Annotated in this window: 21 protein-coding genes and 1 tRNA gene; 15 read left to right on the top strand and 7 right to left on the bottom strand. The window is 64.1% G+C overall.

The window, feature by feature from the left end:
- The first annotated feature begins 239 nt into the window (after positions 1-239).
- Positions 240-1,451: a serine hydrolase domain-containing protein gene (locus LHL23_RS00385; RefSeq protein ID WP_226428391.1), complete on the top strand. Its 1,212-nt coding sequence runs from the start codon at positions 240-242 to the stop codon at positions 1,449-1,451.
- Positions 1,452-1,520: 69 nt separating this feature from the next.
- A complete protein-coding gene (locus LHL23_RS00380; protein WP_226428390.1) occupies positions 1,521-2,384 on the top strand; it encodes an acyl-CoA thioesterase in 864 nt (287 codons plus the stop codon).
- 318 nt (positions 2,385-2,702) lie between these two features.
- On the opposite strand, the gene LHL23_RS00375 is transcribed toward LHL23_RS00380, so the two are convergent.
- From LHL23_RS00375 to pdxH, 5 genes are all read right to left on the bottom strand, one after another.
- Positions 2,703-6,347, bottom strand: a complete 3,645-nt coding sequence (locus LHL23_RS00375; protein ID WP_226428389.1) for a vitamin B12-dependent ribonucleotide reductase — start codon at positions 6,345-6,347, stop codon at positions 2,703-2,705.
- Positions 6,348-7,070: 723 nt separating this feature from the next.
- A tRNA-Pro gene (locus tag LHL23_RS00370) sits at positions 7,071-7,147 on the bottom strand.
- Between the two features lie 43 nt (positions 7,148-7,190).
- Entirely contained in the window at positions 7,191-7,622 is a 432-nt protein-coding gene (locus LHL23_RS00365) for a DUF192 domain-containing protein (RefSeq protein WP_226428794.1), read from the bottom strand.
- Between the two features lie 46 nt (positions 7,623-7,668).
- The gene (locus LHL23_RS00360; protein WP_222475815.1) at positions 7,669-8,208 is read right to left on the bottom strand and encodes a cold-shock protein; all 540 of its coding nucleotides are present in this window, start codon (positions 8,206-8,208) and stop codon (positions 7,669-7,671) included.
- A gap of 135 nt (positions 8,209-8,343) precedes the next feature.
- On the bottom strand, positions 8,344-8,949 hold the full coding sequence (gene pdxH / locus LHL23_RS00355) for a pyridoxamine 5'-phosphate oxidase (protein WP_226428388.1): 606 nt from the start codon (positions 8,947-8,949) through the stop codon (positions 8,344-8,346).
- A 134-nt stretch (positions 8,950-9,083) separates the two neighbouring features.
- Here pdxH and fabI point away from each other — a divergent pair, with 134 nt between their 5' ends.
- The 5 genes from fabI (at position 9,084) to trpE (ending at position 15,275) form a co-directional block, all read left to right on the top strand.
- Positions 9,084-9,887 (top strand): enoyl-ACP reductase FabI, encoded by an 804-nt coding sequence (gene fabI / locus LHL23_RS00350; protein WP_222475817.1) that lies wholly within the window; start codon positions 9,084-9,086, stop codon positions 9,885-9,887.
- A 72-nt stretch (positions 9,888-9,959) separates the two neighbouring features.
- Entirely contained in the window at positions 9,960-10,463 is a 504-nt protein-coding gene (gene gpt / locus LHL23_RS00345) for a xanthine phosphoribosyltransferase (protein WP_174144832.1), read from the top strand.
- A gap of 151 nt (positions 10,464-10,614) precedes the next feature.
- Entirely contained in the window at positions 10,615-11,790 is a 1,176-nt protein-coding gene (locus LHL23_RS00340; protein ID WP_226428387.1) for an aminotransferase, read from the top strand.
- Positions 11,791-11,905: 115 nt separating this feature from the next.
- Entirely contained in the window at positions 11,906-13,747 is a 1,842-nt protein-coding gene (locus LHL23_RS00335) for a peptidylprolyl isomerase (RefSeq protein ID WP_226428386.1), read from the top strand.
- Positions 13,748-13,763: 16 nt separating this feature from the next.
- Complete coding sequence (gene trpE / locus LHL23_RS00330) at positions 13,764-15,275, top strand: anthranilate synthase component I (RefSeq protein WP_226428385.1); 1,512 nt, start codon at positions 13,764-13,766, stop codon at positions 15,273-15,275.
- A gap of 84 nt (positions 15,276-15,359) precedes the next feature.
- Here trpE and LHL23_RS00325 read toward each other — a convergent pair whose 3' ends face one another.
- Positions 15,360-16,907 carry a divergent polysaccharide deacteylase family protein gene (locus tag LHL23_RS00325; protein ID WP_226428384.1) on the bottom strand — a complete coding sequence of 516 codons (1,548 nt, stop codon included), beginning with the start codon at positions 16,905-16,907 and terminating at the stop codon, positions 15,360-15,362.
- Positions 16,908-17,095: 188 nt separating this feature from the next.
- Here LHL23_RS00325 and LHL23_RS00320 point away from each other — a divergent pair, with 188 nt between their 5' ends.
- The 7 genes from LHL23_RS00320 to lexA all read left to right on the top strand — a co-directional run bounded on the left by LHL23_RS00320 (position 17,096) and on the right by lexA (position 22,711).
- Positions 17,096-17,677: an anthranilate synthase component II gene (locus tag LHL23_RS00320; RefSeq protein ID WP_226428383.1), complete on the top strand. Its 582-nt coding sequence runs from the start codon at positions 17,096-17,098 to the stop codon at positions 17,675-17,677.
- On the top strand, positions 17,674-18,693 hold the full coding sequence (gene trpD / locus LHL23_RS00315; RefSeq protein ID WP_226428382.1) for an anthranilate phosphoribosyltransferase: 1,020 nt from the start codon (positions 17,674-17,676) through the stop codon (positions 18,691-18,693). Before LHL23_RS00320 ends, trpD begins: the two co-directional genes overlap by 4 nt.
- Complete coding sequence (locus LHL23_RS00310; protein ID WP_226428381.1) at positions 18,690-19,361, top strand: uracil-DNA glycosylase; 672 nt, start codon at positions 18,690-18,692, stop codon at positions 19,359-19,361. The genes trpD and LHL23_RS00310 overlap by 4 nt, the downstream gene beginning before the upstream one ends.
- Positions 19,358-20,170: an indole-3-glycerol phosphate synthase TrpC gene (gene trpC / locus LHL23_RS00305; protein WP_226428380.1), complete on the top strand. Its 813-nt coding sequence runs from the start codon at positions 19,358-19,360 to the stop codon at positions 20,168-20,170. Before LHL23_RS00310 ends, trpC begins: the two co-directional genes overlap by 4 nt.
- A gap of 11 nt (positions 20,171-20,181) precedes the next feature.
- Positions 20,182-20,652 (top strand): cyclic pyranopterin monophosphate synthase MoaC, encoded by a 471-nt coding sequence (gene moaC / locus LHL23_RS00300; RefSeq protein WP_226428379.1) that lies wholly within the window; start codon positions 20,182-20,184, stop codon positions 20,650-20,652.
- Entirely contained in the window at positions 20,653-21,825 is a 1,173-nt protein-coding gene (locus LHL23_RS00295; protein ID WP_226428378.1) for a molybdopterin molybdotransferase MoeA, read from the top strand.
- 178 nt (positions 21,826-22,003) lie between these two features.
- On the top strand, positions 22,004-22,711 hold the full coding sequence (lexA, locus tag LHL23_RS00290; RefSeq protein WP_222475832.1) for a transcriptional repressor LexA: 708 nt from the start codon (positions 22,004-22,006) through the stop codon (positions 22,709-22,711).
- Here the strand turns inward: lexA and LHL23_RS00285 are convergent.
- Entirely contained in the window at positions 22,705-24,768 is a 2,064-nt protein-coding gene (locus LHL23_RS00285; RefSeq protein WP_226428377.1) for a ComEC/Rec2 family competence protein, read from the bottom strand. The genes lexA and LHL23_RS00285 overlap by 7 nt on opposite strands.
- Positions 24,769-24,847: 79 nt before the next feature.
- On the opposite strand from LHL23_RS00285, the gene gltX reads away from it, so the two are divergent.
- Entirely contained in the window at positions 24,848-26,248 is a 1,401-nt protein-coding gene (gene gltX / locus LHL23_RS00280) for a glutamate--tRNA ligase (RefSeq protein WP_226428376.1), read from the top strand.
- Positions 26,249-26,287 lie beyond the last annotated feature (39 nt).

Here is a 26,287-nt window from a genome sequence, read left to right as displayed (position 1 = left end):
CAGATTAATTTCCTTGCCGTCTTTCCCTTTGAACTACTAAGACAAATTTGTTTCGAAAGCGAATACACAAACGCACGCGGCAGAAAAAAACACTGCGTAACCTGCTCTGGGTTGCAGAAACTTGCGGGCGCTTCAGCGCGCTCGGATTTGTGCGTTTTTCGCTCGACGCGGCTGGTCCGTATCCGCATCATCCCGGAACTTCCGGACACGCTCAGGCCGGCAGACAGCAGGAGGCAGTAATGATTTCAGAGCGGTTGAACAGGATCAGGTCCTGGCAGCAACGCTATGTGGCCGAACGGAAATATGCTGGCAGCGCGCTGCTGATCCGGCGCGGCGGAGAGGAGATCTATTTCGGCGCTGAGGGCCTGCGCAACATTGAAGAGAACCTGCCGTTCACCCGCGACACGCTGGTGCGCCTGTATTCGATGACCAAACCGGTGACATCGGTTGCAATCCTGATGCTGCTGGAGCGCGGGTTGTTTCACCTGGACGCGCCGCTGAGCGACTTTCTTCCGGAATTCAATAACATGCGAGCTCTGGTTCCTGGGGCAACGGCCATTGATCAGACCGAAGCCTGCCCACCGCCGACGCTGCATCAGTTGCTGACCCATACCAGCGGGCTGAGCTATCCGTTCAACCCGGGCGTCCTGCCGGAGGCTATGGCGGCGGAGGATCTTCTGTTCAAACCGGACCACGGACCGCTGTCCGCCATGGTCACACGGCTGGCAGAGCTGCCGCTGGCTTTCCAGCCTGGCACCCGATGGGAGTATTCGGTTGCAACCGATGTGCTTGGCCGGGTTGTCGAGGTGGTGGCCGGAAGGCCGCTGGGCGCGTTTCTTGCTTCGGAAATCTTCGAACCCTTGGGCATGGCGGACACCGGGTTCCGGGTGCCGGACGGGACAGGGAACCGCTTTGCCTCCCTTTACACGCCGCTTGAAGGCGATGCGATGGCGCTGAATTCCGCCGAAACCGGAAGTGACAGCCTGCGTCTGACGGATCACTGCGGCAACTCTCCGTTTGAGCAGGCCGCGATGCACTCCGGCGGCGGCGGGCTGGTCGGCACAATTGACGATTACATGAAGTTCGCCGAGATGCTCCGGCGCCGCGGCGGCTATGACGGCGGCTTCATTATCAGTCCGCAAATTGCTGATATCATGATGCAAAATCACCTTGATGGCGACATCGCGTCAATGGGGCCCAGCAGCTTTGCCGAACAACCGATGGAGGGCATGGGCTTCGGGCTTGGCGGTGCCGTTGTGCTCAATCCGGCGCGCGCCCGCTGTCCCGGGTCGGTTGGTGATTTCAGCTGGGGCGGCATTGCGTCGACCTTTTTCTGGATAGACCGCCAGCTTGATCTCTCGGTGGTTTTTCTGACCCAACTGGCGCCGTCCAGCTCTTACCCGTCGCGGCCCGAACTCAAGGCACTGGTGCACGGTGCCATGACAGCTTAACCTCCAGGCGCAGCACACCCGGCCGGGACGCAAGGCCCGCTGATGGCCGGTCAAAGGACGATGATGCACATGACAGATACCGCCAAAGCTCTGCTCGATCTGCTGGATCTAGAGACGCTGGATACCAATCTCTACCGCGGCTCCGGATCTGGCGGCGAAACTCCGACGCGCATCTACGGCGGCCAGGTGATCGCGCAGGCGCTGACAGCGGCATATGCCACTGTTTCCGGCAGGTTATGCCATTCTCTTCACGCGTATTTCATTCGTCCGGGCGACCCGTCGCGGCCAGTGATCTATGAGGTTGATCCGGCCCGCGACGGCCGCAGCTTCACGACGCGGCGGGTGGTTGCGATGCAGAACGGCAAGCAGATCCTGAACCTGGCGGCGTCTTTCCATGCCCGGGAAGACGGCTGGGACCACCAGCACGCCATGCCGGATGTCCCGGTGCCCGGCGGATTGGAGCCGCGCCACGAGATCCTCAAACGAAACGCCAGCCGTTTTACGCCGGAGAAACAGGCCGAACTGCTGCGGCCGCGGCCGTTTGAAATCCGGGAGGTCGAACCGCGCGATCCCTTGGCACCGGAAAAGACCAGCGATGCCAACCAGATGTGGATCCGTATGGAAGCGGCGCAAGGCGCAGGGCCTGAGCTGCAGCACATCCTGCTGGCCTATGTGTCGGACTTCGGGCTGCTGGGGTCGTCGATGCGCCCGCACGGGCTGACGTTTCACAATCCGGAAGCGATGACGGCCAGCCTTGACCACGCCATGTGGTTCCACGCGCCGGTGCAGTTGCAGAACTGGCATCTGTATTCGATGGATGCGCCATTCACCGGCAGCGCCCGCGGTTTCAACCGCGGATCTATCTATACCGAAGACGGGCAACTGGTCGCCAGCGTGGCCCAGGAAGGTCTTCTGAGGCCGTTAAAACGCTGATTTTATGTGGAATTGGCTGTCACAGCTACGCTGACCGCCTCACCATTTAACATAATTCTGATTATAAGAATGTTGAGTGGACCTAAAACAGAGCCTCCCTAAAAAAAGAAAATGGCTCCCTCTGATCCAGAGGAAGCCAGTTGTCACCGGTCAGGCTCCTTCATTGACTGCCCGAAAGTATTTTCTTACCTGGGCCATCCCGGTGTTCAGAACGGGCGCACCCGTTCCTGATTTCGTCAAAAGCAGAACCGCTTCCGCTTCAGGTCATTGGTTGCGGCGCCGTCGGGGGTTGCTGACCGGCGCCGCAGGCGAAGGTCCTCAGCTGCAGCCAGAGGTTCCCCCGCAGGTGTTGCATTTCATGCAGGTGCCGTTGCGCACCAGCGTGTAGTTGCCGCATTCGCCGCAGGCTTCGCCCTCATAGCCTTGCATTTTTGCCTTGGTGCGCGCGTCCATGCCGCCGGTGGCTTGCGCCGGTGCTTCTGTGGTTTCCGGCACCAGGGTTTGCAGTGCCGCCACCGGATCGGTTCCGGTGCCCAGAACGCCGGCTTCCGGCTGGCCGCCCTGCAGCACCACCAGTTCCTGCGGCAGGCGCTTGCGCAGATAGCCGGTCGAGGAGATCTGCTTCAGCACTTCCAGCGACCGGGTCGCCGCGGTTTCGCTCAGTTCGGACAGGTTCGACACGCCTTCTTCCTCGCCGCGGCCCAGATCGTCGAACGTCGCGCCCTCCGGCTTCACATGCGCCAGATCGGTGCGGTCGAGATACGATACCGCCAGCTCGCGGAACACATAGTCGAGGATCGAGGTCGCGTTCTTGATCGAGTCGTTGCCCTGGACCATGCCCGCGGGCTCGAACTTGGTGAAGGTGAAGGCGTCGACAAACTCCTCCAGCGGCACGCCGTACTGCAGGCCGACCGACACTGCGATGGCGAAGTTGTTCATCATCGCCCGGAAGCCTGCGCCTTCCTTGTGCATGTCGATGAAGATCTCGCCGAGGTTGCCGTCCTCGTATTCGCCGGTACGCAGATACACCTTGTGGCCGCCGACAACCGCCTTCTGGGTATAGCCCTTGCGCCGCTGCGGCATCTTGGTGCGGTGCGATTTCAGCACCTCCTTGATGACCACTTTCTCGACGATCTTCTCGGCCAGCACTGCTGCCTTCTCCTGCGGAGCACCGCTTTCCAGCACCTCCGCCGCATCGTCGTCATCCTCGACCAGCGCCGCCGCCAGCGGCTGGCTCAGCTTGGAGCCGTCGCGGTACAGGGCGTTCGCCTTGATGCCCAGGCTCCAGCTCAGCTCATAGGCCTTCTGGCAGTCCTCGATGGTCGCCGAATTCGGCATGTTGATGGTCTTGGAGATCGCACCGGAGATGAAGCTTTGCGCTGCCGCCATCATGCGGATGTGGCTGTCAACGCTCAGGAAACGCTTGCCTTTCTTGCCGCAGGGGTTGGCGCAGTCAAAGATCGCGTAGTGCTCCTCCTTCAGATGCGGCGCGCCTTCCAGGGTCATGGTGCCGCAGACATGGTCATTGGCGGCCTCGATGTCCTTCTTGGTGAAACCCAAGTGACGCAGCAGGTCGAAGGTCGGGTCGTTCAGCTTGGTTGCCGGGATGCCCAGCACGCCGGTGCAGAAGTCCTCGCCCAGGGTCCACTGGTTGAACACGAACCGGATATCAAAGGCAGATTCCAGCGCCGCATCCACCTTGGCCAGCTCATTGGGGCCAAAGCCGTGGCCTGCCAGCGAGGTGTGGTTGATGCCCGGCGCGTTGCCGATGGAGCCATGGCCCACCGCGTAGGACACGATTTCCTCGATCTGCGAGGAGCTGTAGCCCAGCCCCTCCAGCGCCGACGGCACCGAGCGGTTGATGATCTTGAAGTAGCCGCCGCCGGCCAGCTTCTTGAACTTCACCAGTGCAAAGTCCGGCTCGATCCCGGTGGTGTCGCAGTCCATCACCAGGCCAATGGTGCCAGTCGGTGCGATCACCGTGGTCTGGGCGTTGCGGTAGCCGTGCTTCTCACCCAGTTCCAGCGCTTCGTCCCAGGCGCTGGCGGCCAAATCGGTCAGCAGCGCATCAGGGCAGCTGGCGATATCCAGCGGCACCGGCTTGACCGACAGCGCTTCATAGCCGTCAGCATTGCCCTTTGCAGCGTTGCGGTGGTTTCGGATCACACGCAGCATGTGGTCCGCGTTTTTCGCATAACCCGGGAACGCACCCAGCTCCGATGCGATCTCGGCCGAGGTGGCATAGGCCACACCGGTCATCAGCGCCGTCAGCGCACCGCAAAGCGCCCTGCCCTCATCCGAGTCGTAGCTGTAGCCCATGTTCATCAAGAGGCCGCCGATATTGGCATAGCCCAGGCCCAGGGTGCGGAAGTCGTAGGAGCGCTGCGCAATTTCCTTGGACGGGAACTGCGCCATCATCACCGAGATTTCCAGCGTCAGCGTCCACAGGCGGCAGGAATGCATGAAGTCATCCGCCTGGAACTGCCCGTCCTTCAGGAAGCTCAGCAGGTTCAGCGACGCCAGGTTGCAGGCGGTGTCGTCCAGGAACATGTATTCCGAACAAGGGTTTGAGCCTCGAATCTCACCGTCTTCCGGGCAGGTGTGCCACTCGTTCACGGTGTCGTGGAACTGGATGCCCGGATCGGCGCAGGCCCAGGCCGCGTGGCCCACTTTTTCCCACAGGTCGCGGGCCCTGATCACCTTGGCGACCTTGCCGTCGGTGCGGTTGAACAGCTCCCAGTCGGCGTCTTTTTCGACCGCATGCAGGAAGGCGTTGGTGACCCGGATCGAGTTGTTGGAATTCTGCCCGGAGACAGAGCTGTAGGCCTCCGAATCCCAATCGGTGTCATAGGTCGGGAACTCGATCGAGGTATGGCCCTGCTTGGCGTAATCCAGCACCCGTTTGATGTAGGTTTCCGGGATCGCAACCTTCTTGGCTTCGCGGATGGCCTTCTTAAGCCCGTCGTTGACCGCCGGGTCATAGGCATCGGCCTCAGCCCCGTCCCAGCTGCGGATCGCCTCGAAGATACCGTTCAGCATCTTCTCGTGCATCTTGGAGCCCGCGACGATGGACGCGACCTTCTGCTCCTCGATCACCTTCCACTGGATGAAGTCTTCGATATCCGGGTGATCGGCGTCGACGATCACCATTTTTGCTGCCCGACGGGTTGTGCCGCCTGATTTGATGGCGCCCGCCGCGCGGTCGCCGATTTTGAGGAAGCCCATCAGGCCGGAGGATTTGCCGCCGCCGGACAGCGGCTCGCCCTCGGCGCGCAGATGGGAGAAATTGGTGCCGGTCCCGGAACCGTATTTGAACAGCCGCGCCTCGCGCACCCACAGGTCCATGATGCCGCCGTCCTTGACCAGGTCATCAGAGACCGACTGGATGAAGCAGGCGTGCGGCTGGGGGTGCTCATAGGCGCTGTCCGACTTGGTCAGCTTGCCGGTCTTGTAGTCGACATAGTGATGGCCCTGCGCCGGGCCGTCGATGCCATAGGCCCAGTGCAGGCCGGTGTTGAACCACTGGGGCGAGTTCGGCGCCGAGCGCTGGGTCGCCAGCATATAGCGCATCTCGTCGTAATAGGCGCGCGCGTCCTCCTCGGAGGAAAAATAGCCGCCCTTCCAGCCCCAATAGGCCCAGGCGCCCGCCAGACGGTCGAACACCTGCTTGGAGGAGGTCTCGCCGCCCAGCTCGGCGCCCTCTTCGGGAACAGAGCGCCACAGGAACTCAGGCACGCCTTTCTCGCGGACCTTCTTCAGGCGGGACGGCACACCAGCCTTGCGGAAGTACTTCTGGGCGATGACGTCGCTGGCCACCTGGCTCCAGGACGCGGGAATTTCGATGTTGTCGAGCCGGAAAACGATGGTCCCGTCCGGGTTGCGGATTTCCGAAGTGGCCGAGACAAAGGCCAGTTCGGAATAGGCATCCTGGCCGGGTTTGGTGAATTTCCGTTCGATCTTCATGCTCTGCCCCTTCTCAAGCACACATCGGTCAAGTGTCACGGTGCCCCCGCACCAGCCATTCCCGGCCGCAGAACGCGCAAACAGCCTGTGCCCGCCGCATCTGGCGCACTTGCGGCCCTCGCCGGCCATTCTTCCAGGACTGTGTGCTGTTTTCAGCGTTGTTGCTGCGGCTCTGGAACCCACCAGATCTAGTGCCGATGCAACCGGTGAACACAATTTGGCGTATTCTGACACAAGGGGTCAACGCTAAATTTACCTGTTGGCAACGATCTTTGCTGTTGACGCTATCCGCGGATTGCCGGGTCCCGGCCGCAGCTACGATTCATCCACAGCCCGCCGCCGTTGCATCCGTCTCGGGCGGATACTTGAGTGAACCGGATTTATGCCGCCCAGCGAGTGACTTGCTGCCTTGCAGAGAGGTGAACAGGAGCGCCGGGCCGGCAGATAGTGCACAATCTCCGTGCACAGCATGCAGAGCGAATCCGGACTCTCCTTAATGTTGAACTGTTGCGGGATTGATGCTGCCTTCCCTGCACCGGGCGCGCCTGCTTGCGCATTCTGATGCGAGTCAGCGGCATTTGGTTAAGAGTGTATTAACAGGCGGTTAACGGGCTGTTAATACTTGGGATTGCAGGCGCGGAAATCAGCACGCCCTATGCGCGAAGAGAGTCTTCTCCCAGATTTTAGGTGAGCGGAGATTCGCTGCAATCTTATGGAGAGAAGTGGTCGGGGCGGCGAGATTCGAACTCACGACCCCCTGTACCCAAAACAGGTGCGCTACCAGACTGCGCCACGCCCCGGACCGTGCGCCTTCCTATCTCCGGCGGAATGATTTGAAAACCCCTAACAGGGCCAAACTGCGCCGCTGGCGGAAAAAATTTCGTGGCGCATCTCAGTACCTGCGGTGATGCCATAGCGGCGTGCCAGCCCGCCATTGATTTCCAGCACGGCAAACACATGATCCCCGCCCGGGATCGGTGTCAGGTCGCCCGGCCTGGCGTTCTCGTGAACCGAGGTCACCTGGCCGCTTTTGTCCAGAAAAATGATGTCGAGCGGGATCAGCGTGTTTTTCATCCAGAACGCGGCAGGCTGGGGGCGGTCGTAGACAAACAGCATCCCTGCCCCGCGCGGCAGGTTCTCCCGGAACATCAGCCCCTGGGCGCGTTCCTGCTCGTCATCGGCGATTTCAACGGAAAACCCGGTCTGCCCCCAACTGCCACGCAGATCCACTCTGCCAGACTGGCAGTCCGCGGCAAGGGCCGGGGCGGCAATCAAAGCGGCGGCGGCGAAACTCCAGCAAAGAAGGCGCCGCAGCATCTGCTCAGTCCTGGCTTTCGGCCGCCAGCGCGGCTTCCCAGGCCAGCACCTCGACCGCCATGCGGCCGCGCTTGCCGTCGATCACCCGCATAGCCAGTGCTTCGCCGGGCTGCAGGTCGGCAAGGCCCGACTGGCGCAGAACCTCGACATGCAGGAACACGTCCTCGCTGCGGCCGAACACATTGGCAAAGCCGAAGCCCTTGCCCTTGTCGAACCATTTCACCCGGGCAGGCTCCAGCGGCTCGTTTTGCAGGCTGTCCATGTCCAGCTCGGCAAAGTCGCTCAGCACCGGGGTGTCCTCGCGCTCCGGCGGCTGGATGGAAATCACTTCGACGGCCTGAACGCCGCGGCCGGTCTGATGGGTGACGATCTCAATCCGGGCGCCGTCTGCAACCGAGCTTTGCCCGAAATTGCGCAGCACGTTCACGTGCAGAAGAATGTCCGGGCCGCCAAGGTCGGAAACGACAAACCCATACCCTTTGGCGGGGTCAAACCATTTCACCAGCCCCTGAATTTGCTGCAAGCTGCTGAGATCTTCTGCCACGTTAATTTCCCTACCGCGTTTCTTGTTTTTTTGCTTGTGCCCTGATGCGCCAATCTGACCTTGGAATTCAAGCAAAAAAGTCTTGAAAATGTCATGAAACAGGGGTTGACCCTAGGTAAGCCCCGGTTGATTCAGTCAGGGATTGAGCCGGACAATTTCCCATTCGTCGTTAGCGTTCCTGCGCCGCCAGCGGAAACGGTCGTGCAAACGGAACGCGCCATCGGCCCAAAATTCAATCTCAACGGGCACCAGCCGGTAGCCGCCCCAGAACGGCGGCCGCTCCGGATTGGGGCCCTTCATGGCAGTTATCTTGGCCACTTCCGCCATCAGCGAGCCGCGGCTGTCCAGCGGTTGCGACTGCTTCGATGCCCAGGCACCCAGGCGGCTCTTGAGCGAGCGCGACTTGTAGTATTCATCCGCCTGCGGGCCGTCCTCGCGGGTGATGGCGCCGCGCACCCTGATCTGGCGGCGCAGCGATTTCCAGTGCATCACAAAGGCTGCCTTGCCCGCGTGGTCCAGCTCCTGCGCCTTGGCGCTCTCGTAGTTGGTGTAGAACACAAAGGCGCCGTCCTCGATTTCCTTGAGCAGCACCATGCGGCTGTTCGGCAGCCCGGTTTTATCCACCGTTGCCAGCGCGATGGCATTGGGATCATTGGGTTCGGCTGCTTCCGCTTCCTTCAGCCAGGACCGGGCAATGGCAAACGGGTCCTCACCTGCGAAAATACCTGTACGGTCTGACATCTGGCACCTCTCCGGGGGATTTTGCAGCAACCTATGCAGCTTACTGCCCTGCGGCAAGGGGATGCGCTCTTGAAGCGGCCCGCCCAGCATATTAAACACCGTCTAATTCAAGAGATCACAGGCGGAGAACCTGCATGTCTAGTCAACTGATGGCCGGTAAGCGCGGCCTCATCATGGGCCTGGCCAACGACAAATCCATTGCTTGGGGCATTGCCAAGGCCTGCGCCGACGCCGGCGCCGAGCTTGCCTTTTCCTATCAGGGCGATGCGCTGAAGAAGCGGGTCGACCCGCTGGCCGAACAGCTGGGCAGCAATATCGTCCTGCCGTGCGATGTGTCGGACGAGGCGTCCATCGACGCCCTGTTCGCCGAGCTGGAAGCCAAATGGGGCAAGCTGGATTTTGTTGTCCACGCCATCGGCTTTTCCGACAAGAACGAGCTGCGCGGCCGTTACGTCGACACCAGCCGCAGCAACTTCCAGATGACCATGGACATCTCGGTGTTCTCCTTCACCGCAGTTGCCAACCGCGCCGAGAAGATGATGAAGGACGGCGGCTCGCTGCTGACTCTCACCTATTACGGTGCCGAGCAGGTGATGCCGCATTACAATGTGATGGGTGTTGCCAAGGCCGCGCTGGAGGCGTCGGTCAAGTACCTGGCCGAGGATCTGGGCAAGGACGGCATCCGTGTCAACGCAATTTCCGCCGGCCCGATCAAGACCCTGGCCGCGTCGGGTATTGGCGATTTCCGCTACATTATGAAATGGAACGAATACAACTCGCCGCTGCGCCGCAACGTGACCATCGACGATGTCGGCAATTCCGCACTGTATCTGCTGTCCGACCTCAGCTCCGGCGTCACCGGCGAGAACCTGCATGTGGACGCAGGCTACCACGTCGTCGGCATGAAGGCGGTGGATGCACCGGATATTTCCAAGTAACTGAAAACGGCGAAGCCCGGGCAGGCGCCCGGGTTTGCGCCAGCTGACGCGACACCGCGGGGAGCACCAAAAATGACCGATCGTCTGCCGCACGAAAAAGGCTTTCACATCAGCTGGGACCAGATCCACCGCGACAGCCGCGCGCTGGCCTGGCGCCTGGACGGGCAAGGCCCTGACGATGGCGCCTGGCGCGCCGTTGTGGCGATCACCCGCGGAGGCATGGCGCCGGCCATGATCGTCAGCCGCGAGCTGGACATCCGCACCGTTGACACCATCTCGGTGCGCTCCTACCACCACCAGGCCCAGGGCGAGGCCGAGGTGCTGAAATCCCCCGATGCGGGCCTGATGGGCGACGGCGAGGGCGTGCTGATCATCGACGACCTGGTCGACAGCGGCAAAACCCTGGAGCTAGTGCGCGAGATGTACCCCAAGGCGCATTTCGCCACCGTCTATGCCAAGCCCAAGGGCCGCCCGATGGTGGACACCTTCATCACCGAGGTGAGCCAGGACACTTGGATCTTCTTCCCCTGGGACATGGCCCTGCAGTATGTCGAGCCCTACCGCGGCAAGGACTGATCCGGCCCCGTGTTTGAATTTCAAAGGCGCGCATCACTGCGCGCCTTTTTCTTTGGCCGTTCCCGCTTGAGCCGTCCGGGCCGCCGTGCCAGACATACGCAGGCGCGCACGCCGGCGCGCCGCAAGTTTCTGCCGCAGCCCGGAGCCGCCCATGTCCCTGCCCCGCACCCAAGCCACCTTTGTGTCGCCCATCGTCGAATCGCGCCGCTGGGTGGCTGGGGCGGCATTCCCGCCGGACCGCCCGCTCCTGAATGTCAGCCAGGCCGCCCCGGCAGAAGCCCCGCCCGAAGGGCTGCGCCAAGCGCTGGCCGATGCCGCGCTGAACGACGTCTCCGCTCATCTCTATGGACCGGTGCTGGGCAATGACCCGCTGCGCCGGGCGCTGGCGGGCCAGATCTCCGCCCATTACCGGGCCGACGTCCAGCCGGCGCAGGTCGGCATCACCTCCGGCTGCAACCAGGCCTTTGCCGCCGCCATCGCGTCGCTTTGCGGCGAAGGCGATGAGGTGATCATCCCTGTGCCCTGGTACTTCAATCATAAAATGTGGCTGGACATGGCGGGCGTCACCGCCGTTCCGCTGCACGTCGGCGAAGGCATGCTGCCGGACCCGGCCGCCGCCGAGGCCCTGATCACGGAGCGCACCCGCGCCATCGTGCTGGTCACTCCCAACAACCCCTGCGGAGTCGAATACCCGGCGGGCCTGGTGCAGGCCTTCTTCAGCCTCGCCCGCGCCCGCGGCCTGGCGCTGATCGTGGACGAAACCTACCGCGACTTCGACAGCCGCGAGGGTGCGCCGCACGGGCTGTTCCGGATGCCGGAGTGGGACCAGACCCTGATCCACCTCTATTCCTTCTCCAAGGCCTACCGGCTGACCGGCCACCGCGTCGGTGCCATCGCCGCCTCGACGGACCGCCTGTTCGAAATGGAGAAGTTTCTGGACACGGTCACGATCTGCCCCTCGCAGCTGGGCCAGGCCGGCGCGCTGTGGGGCATCGAAAACCTGCAGGAGTGGCTTGGCGGCGAACGCCAGGAAATCCTCGACCGCCGCCTCGCGATCGAGGAAGGCTTTCCGGTGCTGGCGGCGAAAGGCTGGAAACTGCTCGGCTGCGGCGCCTATTTCGCCTATGTCGAACACCCTTTCGATCAGCCGTCGGAGGAGATCGCCCGCAAACTGGTGGCAGAGGCTTCCGTCCTGATGCTGCCGGGCTCCATGTTCATGCCCGCCGGCGACCCGGACGGCGCCCGCCAGTTCCGCATTGCCTTTGCCAATGTGGACCGCGCAGGCATCCGGACGCTGTTTGACCGGCTCGCCGCCTTTAATCCCTGATCATCCAGCAGTTTGATCCGCAATCATCTTGCCCCTCTGCGGGCAGCCGCGTATTCAGTCAGCGGCATTTCCCGCTGCCCGCATATAGGGGCAGCAGAACAATAAAGAGGGCATCATGGCCGCAGGCATGAAACACCTATCCAAAACCTTTGTCTGGATCCTGATGGGGATGCTGATCGTCGGCCTTGCCGGATTTGGCGCGGTGAACTTCACCAGCTCGTCCTCCTCGATCGCCACAGTCGGCGATGAGGAAGTCAGCATCGGCAACTATGTGCGCGAGTTGCAGCGCGAACAGCGCGCGATGCAGGCGCAGACCGGCCAAGCCGTTTCCTTGGCGCAGATGACCGCCTTCGGCCTCGACCGCGTGGTTCTGGGCCGCCTGATCTCGCTGGCAGCGCTCGATCACGAGGCCAAGGGGCTGGGCCTGTCGCTGGGCGATGAAAACCTGATCGAAGAGCTCGCCGCCATTGACGCCTTCCAAGGCGTGAACGGCCAGTTCGACCGCGAAGCCTACAGTTTTGCCCTGCGCAATGCGGGCCTGTCGGAAAAGGAATTCGAAGAGGACCTGCGCCGCGAGGCCGCCCGCACCATCGTGCAGAATGCGGTCCTGTCCGGCACCAAGATGCCTGAAACCCTGACGGAAACCCTGACCGGTTTCATCGGCGCCCGCCGCAGCTTCTCCTATGTGCAGATCAATGCCGCGGATATCGCGCTGACCGCCGAAGCGCCCTCCGACGCGGATCTGAAGGCCTTCTACGAGGCAAACCAGGACCAGTTCATGCTGCCGGAAACCAAGGTCATCACCTATGCCGCCCTGCGCCCCTCCATGCTGCTGGACGAGATCGAGGTGGACGAGGTCCAGCTGCAGCGCCTGTTCGAGGACCGTTCGGACCAGTACCAGGTGCCGGAACGCCGCTTGGTCGAACGGCTGGTGTTTCCCGATGACGAGGCCGCTGCCAGCGCCAAGGCGCAGCTGGAAACCGGCGGCGCCACCTTTGAAAGCTTGGTTGAGGGCCGCGGCCTCAGCCTGCAGGACATTGACATGGGCGACGTGACCATGGGCGATCTGGGTGCGGCCGGTACTGAAGTCTTCGCCGCTGAGGTCGGCACCGTGGCCGGGCCTCTGCCCTCCAACCTTGGCCCGGCGCTGTACCGCGTGAACGGCCGCCTGGAGGCGCAGATCACCACCTTTGAGCAGGCCGAGCCGGAACTGCGCGAAGAGCTTGCCTCCGACCGCGCCCGCCGCCTGGTCGAAACCCAGTCTGAGGACATCGACGACATGCTGGCCGGCGGCGCCACGCTGGAGGAGCTGGCAACCGAAAGCGGGCTGGAGCTGGCCCAGATCAACTGGACCGAAGAAAGCAGCGACGATATCGCCGCTTACGAGGCCTTCCGTACCGCTGCCGCCGCCGTCACCGCCGACGATTTCCCGGAGGTGGGCTTCCTGGAGGACGGCAGCCTGTTTGCCCTGCGCCTGGACGACACCCTGCCGGAGCGCCCGGAACCTTTTGCAGATGCCAAGGACAAGGTCTTGGCTGCCTGGCAGGCCGACCGCCTGGCCGGCGCACTGACAGCGCTCGGCGAAGATCTGCTGGCCAAGGCTGAGGCCGCGGGCAGCTTTGCGGAGGATGCCGAGGTGAAAACCGAAAGCGGCCTGACCCGCACCGCCTATATCGACACCGTGCCGGCCGGTCTGGTCGCCGGGGTGTTCGAAATGGAGGTTGGGGATTTCCGGCTGGTGCAGGACGCGGACTCTGCCGTGGTTGTCCGTCTCGACGCCATTCTGCCGCCGGAGCAAAGCGACGACATGACCCTGCTCACCCAGGCGCTGCAGGCGCAGCTGGACCAGTCGCTGGCCCAGGAGCTGTTTCAGGCCTATGTGCAGGACGTCCAGATCCGCGCCGAACCCCGTGTAGACCAGCAGGCGCTGAATGCAGCGCAGGCAAACTTCCAGTAACCAAGGCACCCGACCCATGGCCCTGACCCCCGATTTCGACACGTTCGCCAAGGCCTATGAAGCCGGCGAGAACCAGGTCGTCTACACCCGCCTTGCCGCCGACCTCGATACGCCGGTGTCGCTGATGCTCAAGCTGACCGGCGCCCAAAAGGACGCCTTCATGCTGGAATCGGTGACCGGCGGCGAGGTGCGCGGGCGCTATTCGATCATCGGCATGAAACCGGATCTGGTCTGGCGCTGCCATGGGGAGCAATCCGCCTTGAACCGCTCGGCCCGATTTGATGCGGATGACTTCACCGCGCAGGACGGCAACCCGATGGACAATCTGCGGGCGCTGATTGCCGAAAGCAAGATAGCCCTGCCCGATGATCTTCCTCAGGCCGCGGCCGGTCTCTTCGGCTACCTCGGCTATGACATGATCCGCCTGGTCGAACACCTTCCGGACGTCAACCCGGACCCGCTGGGACTGCCCGATGCGCTGATGCTGCGCCCCTCGGTCATCGCCGTTCTCGACGGGGTCAAGGGCGAGGTGACCGTGGTGTCCCCTGCCTGGGCCAGCGACGGCCAGACCGCCAAGGCGGCCTATGCCCAGGCCGCGGAGCGGGTGATGGACGCGGTGCGCGACCTGGAACGCGCCATGCCCGCCGAAAGCCGCGACCTCGGCGACGCGGACGAAGTTGCCCCGCCGCAGTCGAACTTCACCAAGGAGGGCTATATGGCCGCGGTGGAGAAGGCCAAGGATTACATCCGCGCAGGCGACATCTTCCAGGTGGTGCCGGCACAGCGCTGGACCCAGGAATTCCGCCAGCCGCCTTTCGCGCTCTACCGCTCGCTGCGGCGCACCAACCCGTCGCCCTTCATGTTCTACTTCAACTTCGGCGGCTTCCAGGTGGTGGGCGCCTCCCCTGAAATCCTGGTCCGCGTCTTCGGGCAGGAGGTCACCATTCGCCCGATCGCAGGCACCCGCCCGCGCGGCGCCACCCCGGAAGAGGACAAGGCGCTGGAGGCCGATCTGCTGGCGGACAAGAAGGAGCTGGCAGAGCACCTGATGCTGCTGGACCTGGGCCGCAACGACACCGGCCGGGTGTCCAAGATCGGCACCGTGCGCCCAACCGAGAAATTCATCATCGAACGCTACAGCCATGTGATGCACATCGTCTCCAACGTCGTTGGAGAGCTGGCAGACGACAAGGACGCGCTGGACGCCTTCTTTGCCGGCATGCCCGCAGGCACCGTTTCCGGTGCGCCCAAGGTCCGGGCGATGGAAATCATCGATGAGCTGGAGCCGGAAAAACGCGGCATCTACGGCGGCGGCGTCGGCTATTTCTCGGCCGGCGGCGACATGGACATGTGCATTGCGCTGCGCACCGCCATCGTCAAGGACCAGAACCTCTATATCCAGGCCGGCGGCGGCGTTGTTTACGACAGCGACCCTGAGGCAGAGTATATGGAGACGGTGCACAAATCCAACGCCATCCGCCGCGCCGCCGCCGACGCGGCCCGGTTCACCGGCAACGGCAACCGCTAGCCTTGAAAGGGCCGTCCCCCGGCCTTCTGCTTTGCCGAAATACTCCAGCCGGAGACTGCGGCGCCCGCATATCGGGCGCCGTTTTTACTTGCCCGGCAGCAGCGACACCAGGCTGGCGGACACCGGCGCCAGCGCAACCCGTGCGGCGCGGTCCTGCAAGCCCCACAGCAGCAGTGCCGAAATCGTGTCCGGCCGCAGCCGCCCCAGCATGATCACCGCGCCCTCCTGTCCGGCCCGGAACGCCGCTTGATCCAGGAACCGCCGGATCGCCCGCTGGTCCTGGCCCGCGCCGTCGAAATCGCGGAACACCACGCCTGCCGGCACGCCATCGCGCAGCGCCAGCTTCTGCACGGTGTTGAGGCCGCTGTCCTGCGTCACCAGCCCGTAGCCGGCAGCGGCCGCATACGCTGCCACCTGATCCGCCAGCGCCCGGTTGCCCTGCACGCCGGTCTCCACCCCTTCCAGGATCGCCACCGCTTCCGGCAATTGCCCGCGCCAGACTTCAAAGGCGGTCTCCGCATCCTGCGGCGAGGCCTCGCGCGGCAGGTCGGCCAGCATCAGCACCTCGAACCCGGCTGCCCGGCGCGCCGCCATCTTTTCAGCGGCCTGCGGATCCTCGGGGTCGATGGCAAAGGTCAGGGGATAGGGGAAATCCTCCAGCGCTTCAGAGCCAACAGCGCCAGCGCCGTCAATCAACACGATCGACATCAGAGGCCGGTCTTCCGGGTTGAAGAACGGTTCCGCATAGGCCGTGAAGGGGGAAACTCCCGGCAGCCCGGCGCCAAGGCCCTCCGCCTCGTCCCGTTCGGTAAGCGGCACCACCGGCGTGCCGATTCCGGGTGACAGCGGCGCAGCTTCCTCCGCTTGCACGGACAGCTCCGGTTCAATGTCTTCAACGGTTTCGATGCCGGGTTCCCCGGCGGCCGCCTCAGGTGCTGCGCCGATCACCGGCAGAGTCGTCGCCAGCGGCGCGCTGCCGATCTCCGGGGCCTGCACCGCCGCGGCGGATGGTGCCCCTGCAACCCTGGGCGCAGCGGCCTGCTCCAGCGGTTCCGCCGCGCCAGCTGGTTCTGCGGCATCCTCAGGCTCCTCGCGCGCCCCGGATTCTTTCGCGGGTTCCGGCGCAGGCTCCGTTGCCGCGACCACTGCGCTTTCGCTGCCCGGCGCAGCAGGCACCGCGGGCTGGACAGCTTGCGGCTGGTGCCGCTCCGTCACCGCGGCAGTGCCCGGTGCCGATGCGGGGGTGAGGCTTCCGGCCCCGGCGACTTCCGCCGCCAGTCCAACCTTGGGTTTGCCTGCCGGGGAGGTATCCGCGCCTGCCAGCGCTCTCAGATCATCATCCGCGCTTGTCGTTTCGGGCGCCTCCGGCTGCACTTCGGCGAGGTCGGCATCCGGCCCCTGGGCGCTGGCAGGCGCCTCCACCGCCTTGCTGCCCCCATTCGGCATTGATGGGGCGTCGCCCGGATCGTGCGCAGCGGGTTCCGGTGCCTTGCCTGTGCTGTCCGCCGCCGGCTCCGGCGCCATCTCCTGCACCGCTCCGGTGTCCGGAAGCGGCACCGACAAAGAAAGCATCGCCAGCCCGCCCGCGGCCAGCAATGCCCCGACACTCACGCCGCCCAGAAATCCCCGCATGCCCGTTTTGCCTCTCAATCTTTCTGCCGTGCTGCGCCGTCCCGGCCTGCCTGCGCGCCCCTTGTGCCGGTTCGCCCCTGCATTCGCCTATCCTGCCCTTGACGCTGCCCCGTATCCCTGAACAAGTATGTTGCGACCACTATACTGCGGCGCGCACCCCGCCCGCCACCCTTAAAAGAGCCCGCAAGATGCTGCTGCTGATCGATAACTACGATTCCTTCACCTACAACCTCGTCCACTACCTCGGCGAGCTTGGCGCCGAAATGGAAGTGCACCGCAACGACGCCATCAACGTGCAGGAAGCAATGGCGATGAAGCCCGCAGGCATCCTGCTGTCGCCGGGGCCCTGCGACCCGGATCAGGCAGGCATCTGCCTTGCCCTGACCGAGGCGGCGGCGGAGACCCGCACGCCGCTGATGGGCGTCTGCCTCGGCCACCAAACCATCGGTCAGGCCTTCGGCGGCAAGGTGGTGCGCTGCCACGAGATCGTGCACGGCAAGATGGGCATGATGCATCACAAGGACATCGGCGTTTTCAAAGGCTTGCCATCGCCTTTTGAGGCAACCCGCTACCACTCCCTGGTGGTGGAGCGTGAAACCCTGCCCGAATGCCTGGAAATCACCGCTGAGCTGGAAGACGGCACCATCATGGGCCTGCAGCACAAGGAGCTGCCGATCCACGGCGTCCAGTTCCACCCGGAATCGATTGCCTCGGCGCACGGCCACGCGCTCTTGAAGAACTTCCTCGACGTGATGCAGGTGCCGGCATGAGCGACCAGCTGAAGCCGCTGATCGGCGCCGCCGCCGAGCGTTCCCTGACCCGTGAAGAAGCCGAGAAGGCCTTCACCCTGCTGTTCGAGGGCGAAGCCACCCCAAGCCAGATCGGCGGCCTGCTGATGGCGATGCGCACCCGCGGCGAGAGCGTCGACGAATACGCCGCAGCCGCCGCCGTGATGCGCGCCAAATGCCACCCGGTGAAGGCGCCTGCCGGCGCCATGGACATCGTCGGCACCGGCGGCGACGGCAAGAACACCCTCAACATCTCCACCGCCACCGCCTTTGTTGCAGCGGGCGCCGGCGTTGTGGTCGCCAAGCACGGCAACCGCAACCTCAGCTCGAAGTCCGGCACTGCCGACATGCAGTCCCAGATGGGCATCAACGTGATGGTTGGCCCGCAAGTTGTTGAAAAGGCAATCAATGAGGCCGGGATCGGTTTCATGATGGCGCCGATGCACCACCCGGCGGTGGCGCATGTTATGCCGACCCGGCAGGAACTGGGCACCCGCACCATCTTCAATATCCTCGGCCCCCTGACCAATCCGGCCGGCGTCAAGCGGCAGCTGACCGGCGCCTTCAGCCGCGAGATGATCCGTCCGATGGCGGAAACCCTCAAGGCCCTCGGCTCCGAGCGCGCCTGGCTGGTCCACGGCTCCGACGGCACCGACGAGCTGACCATCACCGGCGTCAGCTGGGTCTCGGCGCTGGAGGAGGACGGCGAAATCCGCGAGGTTGAACTGCACCCGGAGGACGCAGGCTTGCCGGTGCATTCCTTCGACAAGATTGTCGGCGGCACCCCGGAGGAAAACGCCATGGCCTTCCGCGTGCTCCTGCAGGGCACCCCCTCGGCCTACCGCGACGCGGTGCTGCTGAATGCCGCCGCCGCGCTGGTTGTTGCGGGCAAGGCTGCCGATCTCAGGGATGGCGTCGCCCGCGCTGCGGAATCGATCGACAGCGGCGCGGCCAAGGCCAAGGTCGAGGCGCTGGCCCGGATCACCTCAGCCGCATGACCGACCTGCCGCCGGGGCTGGGCACATGGTCCAGCCTGCCTTTTTTCAACGACCGCTGGCCCGGTATCTCTGCTGCAATCGCAGCAGATGGCCGGGTCATCCTGCCGCCCGCGCACCTGCGGTTTGCGGCGCTGGAACTGACCCAGCCTGAGGATACAAGGGTGGTGATCCTCGGCCAGGACCCCTATCCGACACCCGGCCACGCCCACGGGCTGGCCTTCTCGGCGGAACCGCATGTGCGCCCGTTTCCCCGCTCCTTGTCCAATATTTACAAGGAGCTGCAGGAGGATCTTGGCGTAACCCCTGCAAGCGCCGACCTGCGCCCCTGGGCGCGTCAGGGCGTGCTTTTGCTGAACACCGCCCTGTCGGTCCCGGCAGGCGAAGCCAACGGCCACAAGCACCTCGGCTGGCACCATCTGGTGCACCAGGTGCTGGCGCTGACCTCGGAAACCCCAACGGCATATATTCTCTGGGGAAATGCCGCGCAAAAGCTTGAAAAACATATCAAACCGGGCGATCACCTGATCCTGAAAACCGCCCACCCCTCGCCCTTGTCGGCGCGGCGCGGTTTCTTCGGGTCCCGGCCCTTTTCAAAAGTGAACAATTGGCTCGCCGCCCGCGGTGAAACTGCCATAGACTGGAACGCAGGAACGGAGACGCCGGTATGACCGAAAACGTGCTCGACAAGATCAAGGCCTACAAGCTTGAAGAAGTGGCCGCAGACAAGGCCGCCAAACCGCTGGAAGCGGTCGAAGCCGAGGCGCGCGAGGCCTCCCCGGTGCGCGGCTTTGCCGAAAGCCTGATGCAGGCCAGCCGTACCGGTTACGGCCTGATTGCCGAGATCAAGAAAGCCAGCCCCTCCAAGGGTTTGATCCGCCCCGATTTCGAACCGGCGGAACTGGCCAAGGCCTATGAGGACGGCGGCGCCACCTGCCTGTCGGTGCTGACCGACACTCCCAGCTTCCAGGGCGCCAAGGAATTCCTCACCCAGGCCCGCGAGGCATGCTCCCTGCCCGCATTGCGCAAGGACTTTATGTATGACACCTACCAGGTGGCTGAAGCCCGCGCGCTTGGCGCCGACTGCATCCTGATCATTCTCGCCTCCGTCTCCGACGCCCAGGCGCAGGAACTGGAGCAAAGCGCCTTTGAATGGGGCATGGACGTGCTGCTGGAGGTGCATGACGCCGAAGAGCTTGAGCGCGCCTGCAATCTGAAATCGCCGCTGATGGGCATCAATAACCGCAATCTCAAGACGTTTGAGACGACGCTGGACACCACCCGGACCCTGTCCCGCATGGTGCCCGCTGACCGCACCATCGTCTGCGAAAGCGGTCTCTTCACGCCCGCGGATCTCAGCGACATGGCCCGCTACGGCGCCCGCACCTTCCTGATCGGCGAGAGCCTGATGCGCCAGGACGACGTTGCCGGCGCCACCCGCGCGCTGCTCGCCAACCCGCTGATGCCGGGCATGATGTAAGGGAGGATCCCATGAGCCTCACGCATTTTGACACCAAGGGCGACGCCCATATGGTCGATGTCTCGGACAAGGCGGTGACCTCGCGCATCGCCACCGCCGAAGGCCACATCACCATGGCGCAGGAAACCTATGATATTATTGCCGAAGGCCGCGCCAAAAAGGGTGATGTGCTGTCGGTGGCCCGCCTGGCCGGCATCATGGGCGCCAAGAAGACGCCGGACCTGATCCCGCTCTGCCACCCGCTGCCTGTGACTAAGGTCGCGGTGGAGCTGACGCTTGATCCGGACCTGCCGGGCGTGCGGATTGAGGCAACCGTCAAGACCACCGGCCAGACCGGGGTCGAGATGGAAGCGCTCACCGCCGTTTCCACCGCCGCGCTCACCGTCTATGACATGGCCAAGGCAGTGGACAAGGCGATGCAGATCGGCGGCATCCGCGTCACACTGAAAGATGGCGGGAAATCAGGCAGGTATGAGGCGTAAATGATCCCCGTCAGCGAAGCCCGCGCGCATCTTCTGGCGCTTGTCAGCCAGCTGGAAACCGAGGAAGTGCCGCTGGACCAGGCCGCAGGCCGGGTGCTTGCCAGCGATGTGCAGGCCCGCCGCGACCAGCCGCCGTTCTCCGCCTCCGCCATGGACGGCTATGCGGTCAACGCCGCCGAGGTTGAGCTGCACGCCATGTTCAAGGTGATCGGCGAGGCCGCGGCCGGCCACGCTTTCGCTGGCCGTGTGGGCGCAGGCCAGGCGGTGCGGATCTTCACCGGCGCCCCGGTTCCGGAAGGCGCAAGTTTCGTTGTCATTCAAGAGGATGTGACCCGCAACGGCGACCTCATCACCATCACGGATGAGCCCGGCAGCAACCACAATATCCGCCCCCGCGGCGGTGATTTCACCGATGGCCAGACCGTCAGCGCACCTAAGCTGCTGACGCCTGCGGACATCGCCCTGCTGGCCGCGATGAACATTCCCTCGGTCCCCGTCACCCGCCGCCCGGAGGTCGCGCTGATCTCCACCGGCGACGAGCTGGTGATGCCCGGCGGCACGCCGGGGCCGGACCAGATCATCGCCTCCAACACCTTCGGTCTCAAGGCGATGCTCGAGGATCTGGGCGCCCGCGCCCGCATCCTGCCGATCGCCAGCGACACCGAAAGCTCCCTGCGCACCGCGTTTGAGCTGGCTGAGGGCGCTGATCTGGTTGTCACCATCGGCGGCGCCTCGGTCGGCGATCACGATCTGGTCGGCAAGGTGGCGCAGGACCTCGGGATGGAGCGCAGCTTCTACAAGGTTGCCATGCGCCCCGGCAAACCGCTGATGGCAGGCCGCATGGGCAGTGCTGCAATGGTCGGCCTGCCCGGCAACCCGGTTTCCGCCATGGTCTGCGGCCATGTGTTCCTGGCGCCGGTGGTCCGCACCATGCTGGGCCTGCCGGCGGAGGCCCAGCAGCTGCGCACAGCCGCCCTGGCGGCCCCCCTTCCGGAAAACGGCCCGCGGGAGCATTACATGCGGGCGCAGGTCGAAAACGGGCGGCTGACCGCCTTTGAAAATCAGGACAGCTCGCTGCTCACCATTCTGGCGGGCGCCAACGCCCTGCTGGTGCGCCCACCAAGCGACGGCGCCCGCCCAGCCGGCGAAACTGTGCAATACCTGCCGATCTGATCCCTCCTCTTCTTTGCACAAATACTCTTGCCCCATTGCCCGGCAGGCGGCTTTGCCACCGTAAGGGAAGCACGCGCCCTTGGCGCGTCCTCCTGCCTTTCCAGCAATACAGCCATGTTGACACAAAACGTGAACATGCGTAGAACAAAAGAAAACACGAGGCACGGAGGGAGCGGCGATGCTCACAAAGAAGCAACTTCAACTGCTGGAATTCATTCACAAACGCCTGCAGCGCGATGGCGTGCCCCCCAGTTTTGACGAAATGAAGACCGAACTCGACCTCAGGTCGAAATCCGGCATTCACCGGCTGATCACGGCGCTGGAGGAGCGCGGCTTCATCCGCCGCCTGCCGCACCGCGCCCGCGCGATCGAAATCATCCGTCTGCCCGAAAGCCTTGGCGGCACCGGCGAGCCGCAGGGCTTCGCCCCCAAGGTGATCGAGGGCGGCCAGGCGAAAACCACGGCGCCGGCCCCGGCATCAGCAGACCCGCTGCGCCAGGCTGCGGTCGAACTGCCGGTGATGGGCCGCATCGCCGCCGGTGTCCCGATCGAGGCGATCAGCCAGGTTTCGCACCAGGTCTCGGTGCCCGGCGGCATGATCGCTCCTTCCGGCCAGCACTACGCATTGGAGGTCAAGGGCGACTCGATGATCGAGGCCGGCATCAACGACGGCGACATTGTGGTGATCCGCGAAACCTCGGCGGCGGACAATGGCGATATCGTGGTGGCGCTGGTCGAGGGCCAGGAGGCAACGCTGAAGCGTTATTTCCGCGAGGGGTCGATGATCGCGCTGGAGGCCGCCAACCCGGTTTATGAAACCCGCCGCTACCCCGAGGATATGGTGGAGGTCCAGGGCCGCCTGGTCGGGCTTATCCGCACTTACTGACCTCCCGCGCCGGTCAGCAGCTGCCGCAGGCGGCGGATTTCCCGCCCCTCCGGCTGCCAGCCAGTCCAGGGGCGCTCGCCCGCCGCATCCCGCGCTGTCAAAAGTTTGCCTTTACGGGTCAGGGCCAGGCTGCCGGTCTGCCGCATCACCTCCGGTGTCAGCAGCAGGCAGCTGCTCGAGCCCGGCACGGTGGAAATAACGATATCCCTGTCTTTGCAACCGGTTACAGCCGAAAGTTTGCGCTTGCCCGGCGCATGTATAATGCGGAATCCGTCGCCCTGCCAGACCGGCAGGCCGTCCACTTCGGCGGCCCAGCGGGACGCGGAAACGGGCTGAGAGGCAGGATCGCCGTCATTCTCCAGCCAGATCTCCGCGGTGAAGCCCTGCCCCTTGGCCCGTGACAAAGCGCGGCCTTCCGCCTCTATCACCCCGACAAGCCCTCCGGACTCGGCGATCAGGATGTCCGGCCGCTCCGCCATGGTCCACATCCAAAGCGCCGCCGCGGCAGGCAGCAGCCCTGCCAGCCGCAGGCGTCCCTGCCAGACCACCGCAAAGACAAAACCGCCGGCCAGCAGCGGCAGCACCCAAGGCCCCGGCGCCGCCACATGGGAAACCGCGCCGTCAAAGCCGGAGACACTTCGGGCCACCCACAGGATCCAGTCCATACCCCATTGCATCAGCGCAAGGCCGATCCACTGCAGCCCGAATGGCGCCAGGCACAGCGCCAGCACCGCGGCGGGAATCACCACCGTGCCCATCACTGGAACTGACAGCAGGTTCGCCAGCAAACCGTAATGCGGGATGGTGTTGAAATGCGCCGCCGCAAAGGGGGCCGTTGCGGCCCCGGCCACGGCGGAGGAGATCACCAGAGCCGCAACGGGCCGCAGCCAACGCGGCCCCAGCGGCACCTCCCCGTCCCTGATCGCGGCAAACACCGCCACCAGCGCGGCGGTGGCGGCAAAGCTCATCTGAAAGCCGGGGCTCAGCAGGCTTTCGGGACGCCTCAGCAGCACGATCAGCGCCGCCACCGCCACTGCGCGCAGGGTGATCGCCCGCCTGTTCAGCAGAACAGCGCCAAACATCACCGCCACCATGACAAAGGCGCGCTCTGTCGCCACATTGCCACCCGACAGCAGCAGATAACCAGCCCCGGCTGCCAGCGCCGCCGCGGCGGCCAGTTTCTTGACCGGCCAGCGCAGCGCAATCCACGGCACCAGGCACATCAGGCTGCGCAACGCAGCAAACACAAACCCCGTGAGCAGCCCCATGTGCAGGCCGGAAATTGCCAGCAGATGCGCCAGGTTGCTTTTCCGCAGCGCGGTCAGTGTCTCCTCGCCGACGCCGCTGCGGTCGCCGGCTGTGACGGCAGCGGCAAACCCGCCGGTCTCCCCAGGTATTTGCTGTTGCAGATATTGCGCCAGCCTGCGGCGCAGCTGCTCAACCGGCACCTCGCTGCCCGGCGCTTCCGCCAGCAGCACCGGCACCCTTGTATAGCCCAAACCTCCAAGCTGCTTGAACCAGGCGTGGCGGCGGAAATCGAAGCCGCCGGGCTCCGCCGGGCCCTGCGGCGGCAGCAGATGCGCGGTGGTCATAACCCGCGCGCCGGGCGGCGGTATGTCTGTCTGCCCCTTCAAGGAAACCCTGACCCGCGCAGGCGTGTTCAACGGCGGTACCCGGTCCAACCTGACCTGATCAAGGGTCAGCCGCAGCGCATCCGTGGGCGACCGGTCCACTGCCGCCACCCGCCCCTCAACCGGGCCGTAATAGCGGAAATCCAGAACCGGGGCCGCCACCAGATGCGTCCGCGCATAAGCTAGGCAAATCCCTGCCGCCAGAAGTGCAGGCGTCCAAAGCAGAAAGGCCAATGGGCGCCGCAGAAGCGCGCCCGCGCAAAACAAAAGAGAAACGCAACCCAGACCCGCGACCGCTGCGGCGTTTGGTTCGGCTTTCAGGCTGAAATAGGCCCCGATCCCCGCGCCCAGAAACACCGGCACCCAGGGAAACAAGCTGCCGCGCTGTGCTTGCAGAACGTCGCTGATGGCAGTGCCAAGGCGCATGCTTGCCCCCCGCCTTCTGGCCCGGTAGACAGGCGGAAACACTACGCCTCACATGGTTTCCAAAAGGTAAATCCTGCACATGACCCAACCGGTTGTCACCCGTTTCGCGCCCTCTCCCACCGGCTATCTGCACATCGGCGGCGCCCGCACTGCGCTGTTCAACTGGCTTTACGCCCGCGGCCGCGGCGGCAAATTCCTGCTCCGGATCGAGGACACCGACCGCGAACGCTCCACGCCGGAGGCCACCGCCGCCATCTTGAAGGGCATGGAATGGCTGGGCCTTGACCATGACGGCGAAGTGATCAGCCAGTTCGAGCGCGCAGACCGCCACGCAGAAGTCGCGAAACAGCTACTGGCCGAAGGCAAGGCTTATAAGTGCTTTGCCACCCAGGAGGAAATCGCCGCCTTCCGCGAGCAGGCCAAGGCCGAGGGCAAATCCACCCTCTACCGCTCTCCTTGGCGCGACGCCGATGAAGCCAGCCACCCGGACGCGCCTTACGTGATCCGCATCAAGGCGCCGCAGGACGGCGCCACCGTGATCAAGGACGAGGTCCAGGGCGATGTGACCATCCGCAACGACCAGCTTGATGACATGATCCTGCTGCGCTCCGACGGCACCCCGGTCTACATGCTGGCGGTGGTGGTCGACGACCACGACATGGGCGTGACCCATGTGATCCGCGGCGACGACCACCTGAACAACGCCGCCCGCCAGATGATGATCTACCAGGCGATGGGCTGGGACGTGCCGGTCTGGGCCCATATCCCGCTGATCCACGGCGCCGACGGCAAGAAGCTCTCCAAGCGACACGGCGCGCTTGGCGCGCAGGAATACCAGGCGATGGGTTATCCGGCCGCAGGCATGCGCAACTATCTGGCGCGTCTTGGCTGGTCGCATGGCGATGACGAGTTTTTTACGGACAGCCAGGCCAAAGAGTGGTTTAATCTCGCTGGCATCGGCAAAAGCCCGGCCCGGTTCGACACCAAGAAGCTGGAGAATCTCTGCGGCCAGCACATTGCTGTTAGCGATGATGCCGCACTGCGGCAGGAAATCAGCGCCTATCTGGCAGCTGCCGGGGAACCCGCCCTGACTGACGCGCAGTCACAAGGGCTGGAACGTGCGATGTATTGCCTCAAGGACCGGGCGCGCACTTTTCCTGAACTGCTTGAAAAAGCGCATTTTATCCTTGCTTCACGGCCTCTTGAACGGGATGAGAAGGCAGAAAAGGCCCTGTCTTCTGTATCCGATGGTATACTGGAAGAATTGACGCCGCAGCTGCAAAATGCTAGCTGGGTCCGTGACGATCTGGAGGCGCTTCTGAACGCATTTGCAGAAGCCCATGATACCAAGTTCGGCAAGCTTGCAGGCCCCTTGCGGGCAGTGCTGGCCGGCCGGGCGGTAACGCCTTCGGTGTTCGACATGATGCTGATTCTGGGCCGCGAGGAAACTCTCGCCCGGCTCAAGGACGCAACAGGCTGACTGCGGTTCTGACACCCGGGCGCGCCTGTTTTTGAGACG

The sequence above is a fragment of the Leisingera sp. McT4-56 genome, from assembly GCF_020514995.1.
GTDB lineage: Bacteria > Pseudomonadota > Alphaproteobacteria > Rhodobacterales > Rhodobacteraceae > Leisingera > Leisingera aquaemixtae_A.
This window is presented reverse-complemented; position numbering and strand designations above follow the sequence as displayed.